Origin of the sequence: Cupriavidus consociatus (assembly GCF_017814975.1) — a bacterium.
Classification (GTDB): domain Bacteria; phylum Pseudomonadota; class Gammaproteobacteria; order Burkholderiales; family Burkholderiaceae; genus Cupriavidus; species Cupriavidus consociatus.
In genome coordinates, this window is the sequence record NZ_JAGIQA010000087.1 from 1 (window position 1) to 4,602 (window position 4,602).

At 53.7% G+C, this 4,602-nt stretch carries 3 protein-coding genes; 1 reads left to right on the forward strand and 2 read right to left on the reverse strand.

Going from position 1 to position 4,602, the window contains the following annotated elements; all coding sequences use genetic code 11:
• Positions 1–856 precede the first annotated feature (856 nt).
• Positions 857–1,252: a hypothetical protein gene (locus tag J8I82_RS38905; RefSeq protein WP_245180639.1), complete on the reverse strand. Its 396-nt coding sequence runs from the start codon at positions 1,250–1,252 to the stop codon at positions 857–859.
• 1,817 nt (positions 1,253–3,069) lie between these two features.
• Here J8I82_RS38905 and J8I82_RS37240 point away from each other — a divergent pair.
• On the forward strand, positions 3,070–3,702 hold the full coding sequence (locus J8I82_RS37240; RefSeq protein ID WP_209765584.1) for a response regulator: 633 nt from the start codon (positions 3,070–3,072) through the stop codon (positions 3,700–3,702).
• A gap of 405 nt (positions 3,703–4,107) precedes the next feature.
• Here the strand turns inward: J8I82_RS37240 and J8I82_RS37245 are convergent, their stop codons facing one another.
• Complete coding sequence (locus J8I82_RS37245) at positions 4,108–4,305, reverse strand: hypothetical protein (protein ID WP_209765580.1); 198 nt, start codon at positions 4,303–4,305, stop codon at positions 4,108–4,110.
• Between the last annotated feature and the right edge of the window lie 297 nt (positions 4,306–4,602).

Below are 4,602 nucleotides of genomic sequence, written 5' to 3' on the forward strand. Positions count from 1 at the left end.
CCAGAGCGCGAGATTGCCGTGCCCACCGGTATCAAGCCAGGCGCCGAAAACCAACGCCTGGCTGCATGAATGAGGCGCATCTACCTTGACGCGCGCCGGCTCGGCAATGCGCTTTTGTGCGGATTCCGGCATTGCCTCTAACCAAGTCTTCTTTCAGTGCAGCGAGTTGCTGCTGGACTAAGGCTAGGCGCTGACACTCCCGCGGGCAAGCCGCGCATGCAACTACGCAGGAATTGCCGCGCCGTCGTAGCAGTAGATTTCTTCCTTTGCTAGTCGCTTTGCGATATCGCCTTCGACCTTTTGCCAGCAACCCACTTCACAGTAGCTTGCGGATCCGGTCACGGTGCTGTAGCGCTTCCTTTTGAAGTTCGCCCCGCTCGCGCACCGCCGGTACGGCGAATCACGTGCATGCGGTCACGTTCGCCGCGCGTGCCGTTCCAGGGGATGCTGCCGATCGAAGATCACGACTCCCCCTTTCTTTGTATCCCAGCCTTGATAGCGCTTGCTCGATCCAGAAGCTGTCCTGACCAGCTTCGTACAATACGACAGTGCGCACGCCAGGGCCAAGTCCCCATTTCGTTTTGATTTTCTCGTCGCTTGCATTGCTTCATCCAAGCGGTGTGCCGGAACTTTTGCAGACTACGGTCTGGATCGCAAGCTTCTCCCGTTTGAAGTCGAGCAGGGCGATTTTCCAAGCGCCGCTCGATAGCTCCAAGGCCACTGCCAATACATCTTCTCCGGGCATAGATGACTGATGTGGGTTGGGGCATGACGTACTCCAGGGTGAATGGGGGCACTTTCTTTTAGGAACGCTTCGCGTGCGTTACCGACCTTCCTTCATTCATGGAATCTAGAGTTACGGCACCATGCAGCGCCTTCCGGTAGGCTGTCCAACGACGTAGACTAGGCGCATCCGGTCGTCAACAATCGCTTCTAGTCGAAACTCCGACGGCGGAACACAATAGGCGTTGGTGCGTCCATACGCCGCGCCGCTTACAAGGGCCCTCACAGCATCATTGAAATCCCCGGGCACTTCACATGATGGCGCCGCGAAGTCGACCATGCCGTTGGCCGTTCGCGGTTGCCAGATGACGGCATAACCAATTGCTGCGGCCCATTGACTGACAGCATTGAAGGTGGAGCCCCCGTAGGCGGGCGTTACGGAAAATGCGCGCGTCGTTACAGGCGTCAGGGAAACAATTGCCAGTGACGTAATAACAACGATAATCCAAGGCGACTTGCTTGGTTTCATATGTAGTGGTTCCTGGTTGGGAAGAGATGACATCAAACCTGACGGGCTTCTATTGCGAATATATGTGTCGCTTAAATTTTAAGGCCGAGATGAATTGACGGCCGATCAAACCAAGAGTTCGGTAGATATTTATTCATGTTTATATGAATGAAATTAATGTTGAAGTCCTTCTCCTTGGTTAGCGGCTTTACCATGGTGGCATGAACTATACTGCGTCCCGCCGCCATGCCTTCCGCGTAGACGGTAAATGATGCTTGCTGCCGAGTTGCGGCGTCGCGGTGTTGTCCTCCGATGAAGCATTCGTAATGGAGCGCAGCCTGCCACACGGACGGAAAGTCACAATGGCATCCTTAGGCAGATGCTTAGCCGCCTCCAAACTGTATGTACGAAAGGATTGACAACTATCACCAGATCCCTCTGAGCCCAATAGGGTTTTCCCCTGCCGATAAACTTGCGTGTAGCGGATAGGGTTGCGTGAATCGGATCGCGAGCGGAATTCATCGCGACCAAACTGCGTTGTATACGGCCAATGCGGATTTGGCATGTAACGCAGGAGAAACTGGGAGCTTGACCGAGAGCTTCGTCTCTACGCCGGCATGCCAAGGCTCAAGGTCGGCCCCGCTACGGTGTTCGATATGGCCTTGCATCAGGTCTCTATACGTACAATTTGCGGAATGCATGGAAACAGCCGTCAGCTTCAGGCAAAATTCGTCTGGATTAACCACCTAGTTAGCACTTCGCATTTTTGTCGAGTACTGCCATGAGACCATAAACATGTACATCAACATGAAGGTTATCCTCATGAAGGCGGGGGTCATGGAACCATGCGTCGAAGCCATGATGCAAAGAATGCCAACGTCGAGGACTTTACTAGCGTTGAAGATATAGGTGCCAGATGAGGCTCGAGAAATGTCCGGACGAGGTGCGGCTTCGGTGAGGTGCACCGATCCGCCCGTGCAACTTCTCGCCGGATGCGTTCCAGTTCGTTTGGCATGGCTCAAAACCAATGCGTCTGATTTAAGTATTGTGAAGTAACAGAGGGCTCCCTGTGGCATCAGGACTGCGCCCCCTACTCGAGCTTGACATAACGTCTTTCTGGGACAAAAGCTGATGTGAGGTCCCATGGCCATCGACGGAGCTTCAATATCTCGAACGGTTATATCCTTCGCGCCACCCAGAAACTTGGATGGGAAATAATTTCTTGCTTGGGTCCGTAGTTAATCTTTGTTGTATCGGGATGGTGCATAGCATAACCTCTCTTAAGCGAAGACGCGTTGCCGGCAACCCGAGTAACTCGATCTTTTTTGCTTGACAAATTTTAAGCTTGGCGGTAAATGGTCATCTGGGGTGCCTTCCCGGGCCTTTTCGTTCACTTTAGCTGCCCTGTTTGGTAGACTCTGTTTTCTTCTTTAGCGTAGGTCCTCGATTGTGGTTCTCTCTTCTGGAGTTTTGGCAGAGATCGATCAGCTAGTGGTCTGCGAAAGCAAAGGCACGTTAGTATTCCTGTTCTTTGTAGGTCGTGCATGCCGATGCTAGGTGGCTGTTGCACAACCTCCTTGTTTCCCTGCGCCAAGGTGAGGGGAGCCGTGTAATACGGCGTCATTTCCATATTCGCGTCGATCGGCGGATGGAAATGTGGCTTCGATCTCTGGCATGACCCATGCGCAGCGCCCCGCTGCGTGACGGGGGGGTAGCGAGGGAAGCCGACCGGGCGTTGAAGAACGGCAAGCATCTCTCTGGCCCGCTGCCTAAACATCGACGGCGATTGCCGCACCGACAAAAATATTTTTAGGAATATGCGCCTCAGAGAATCAAACATAATCCGAGTTCTGATTGCGGACGACCATGCTATTGTTCGCAGTGGTCTGAAACAGATTGTGGCTACCGCCACAGATGTCGTGGTAGCGGGCGAAGCCGCGGAAGGGGGCGCTGTGCTGGAGCAGTTGCGCACCGGTGAATTCGGACTGCTTCTGCTTGATATGACAATGCCAGGCATCAATGGCATTGACCTGATCCGACGCGTACGGGCCGAATGGCCTGGCCTCGCCATTCTGATACTTAGTATGCACAACGAGGCGCAGGTCGCGTCGCGCGCGTTGCGTGCTGGGGCATGGGGTTATGTGACAAAGGACAGCGATCCAGAGATCTTACTTGGCGCCATCCGGAAGCTCGCCGCGGGTGGGAGGTTCATTGATCCAGCGCTGGTCGATGCCATGGTCTTCGAGCAGCGTGGTACCGATGCTCCCGCGCATGATGTGCTTTCGGATAGAGAATTCCAGGTATTTCAGCGGATTGCTTCTGGGCAGACCATTAACGAAATCGCGGAGGCACTATCGCTAAGCGCCAAGACGATCAGCACACACAAGATGCGGTTGATGCAGAAACTGGGCATGCAGAACAACGCCGCACTGATCCGCTATGCAATTAAGCATGGTTTCATGCCGGAATAGCCGAGGCGGTTTCACGAGCGAAGTTAAACATCCCGCAAAATTATTGAACAGTAAACATATGGAAAATCTGCTCGCTCCAGTCGGTACAGCGCAAGCTCGGCGGAAGGTACTTGCGGCCAAGGGCTACAAGTTGGTGGCACAGTTCAGATCGCGGATAGGTGTTGATGCCGTTGGGGATGGTTTTGCGCAATTTGCAAACCTGTCGCTTTGACTGACTTTCCTTGCCTTTCCAATGCGCAAACGTTCCTCACGTTGCAGTAGCTGGTACTTCGTTCTTGTCATCCTAGACACCTTATCGGATGGCAAGGTGTCACATTTCAGATTTGAGGTGGTCTGGCATTGGATATGCCAGTGTCACTGTGTGTTTCCGTGTAAGGATTTTCCGGCAGTCGAATCAGGGGCGACTTAGTGGGCTTTCATCACCATCTGAATGCAGAGTTTGATTGCATCGCTTAGGATGAAACGACGGAGCAGCAACATTTGCCGACTTTGCTCGAACGCTCCGAAAATTGGAGGAAGCATGGGGGCAGAGAGATCATTGCGGTCGATGGTGGACAAATGGCTGGCGCCAGCCGTGGCAAATCCGCCGCGGATCGTATGCATTGGGCGAATGCGTGATTGCCAAAACCGATTCGTACGCGTTGAGTGCGACCACCTCACCGGCACGCGATCCATAGTGTTTTTCCGGCATGGTGACGGCTCGTGGCATGTCTTCCCGCCGATGACGAGACGTGCTGCACTGGCGGCCTATAGTACATGAGGCAGGGTGAGTCTCAACCTTGCTTCAGGGGAGGGCGCAATCATAATTGCATCGTATCCTATTGAGTCGGTAATTGTGTTCTTGAAAAATCACGTATTGCCCACATATCGCCGAAACGAGATCGCAGTCGCGCGAGGCGC

Bases quoted from the DNA above. Each gene is read 5' to 3' on its own strand.
- J8I82_RS38905 (WP_245180639.1), bottom strand. From the start codon at position 1,252: ATGAAACCAAGCAAGTCGCCTTGGATTATCGTTGTTATTACGTCACTG.
- J8I82_RS37245 (WP_209765580.1), bottom strand. From the start codon at position 4,305: ATGCATACGATCCGCGGCGGATTTGCCACGGCTGGCGCCAGCCATTTG.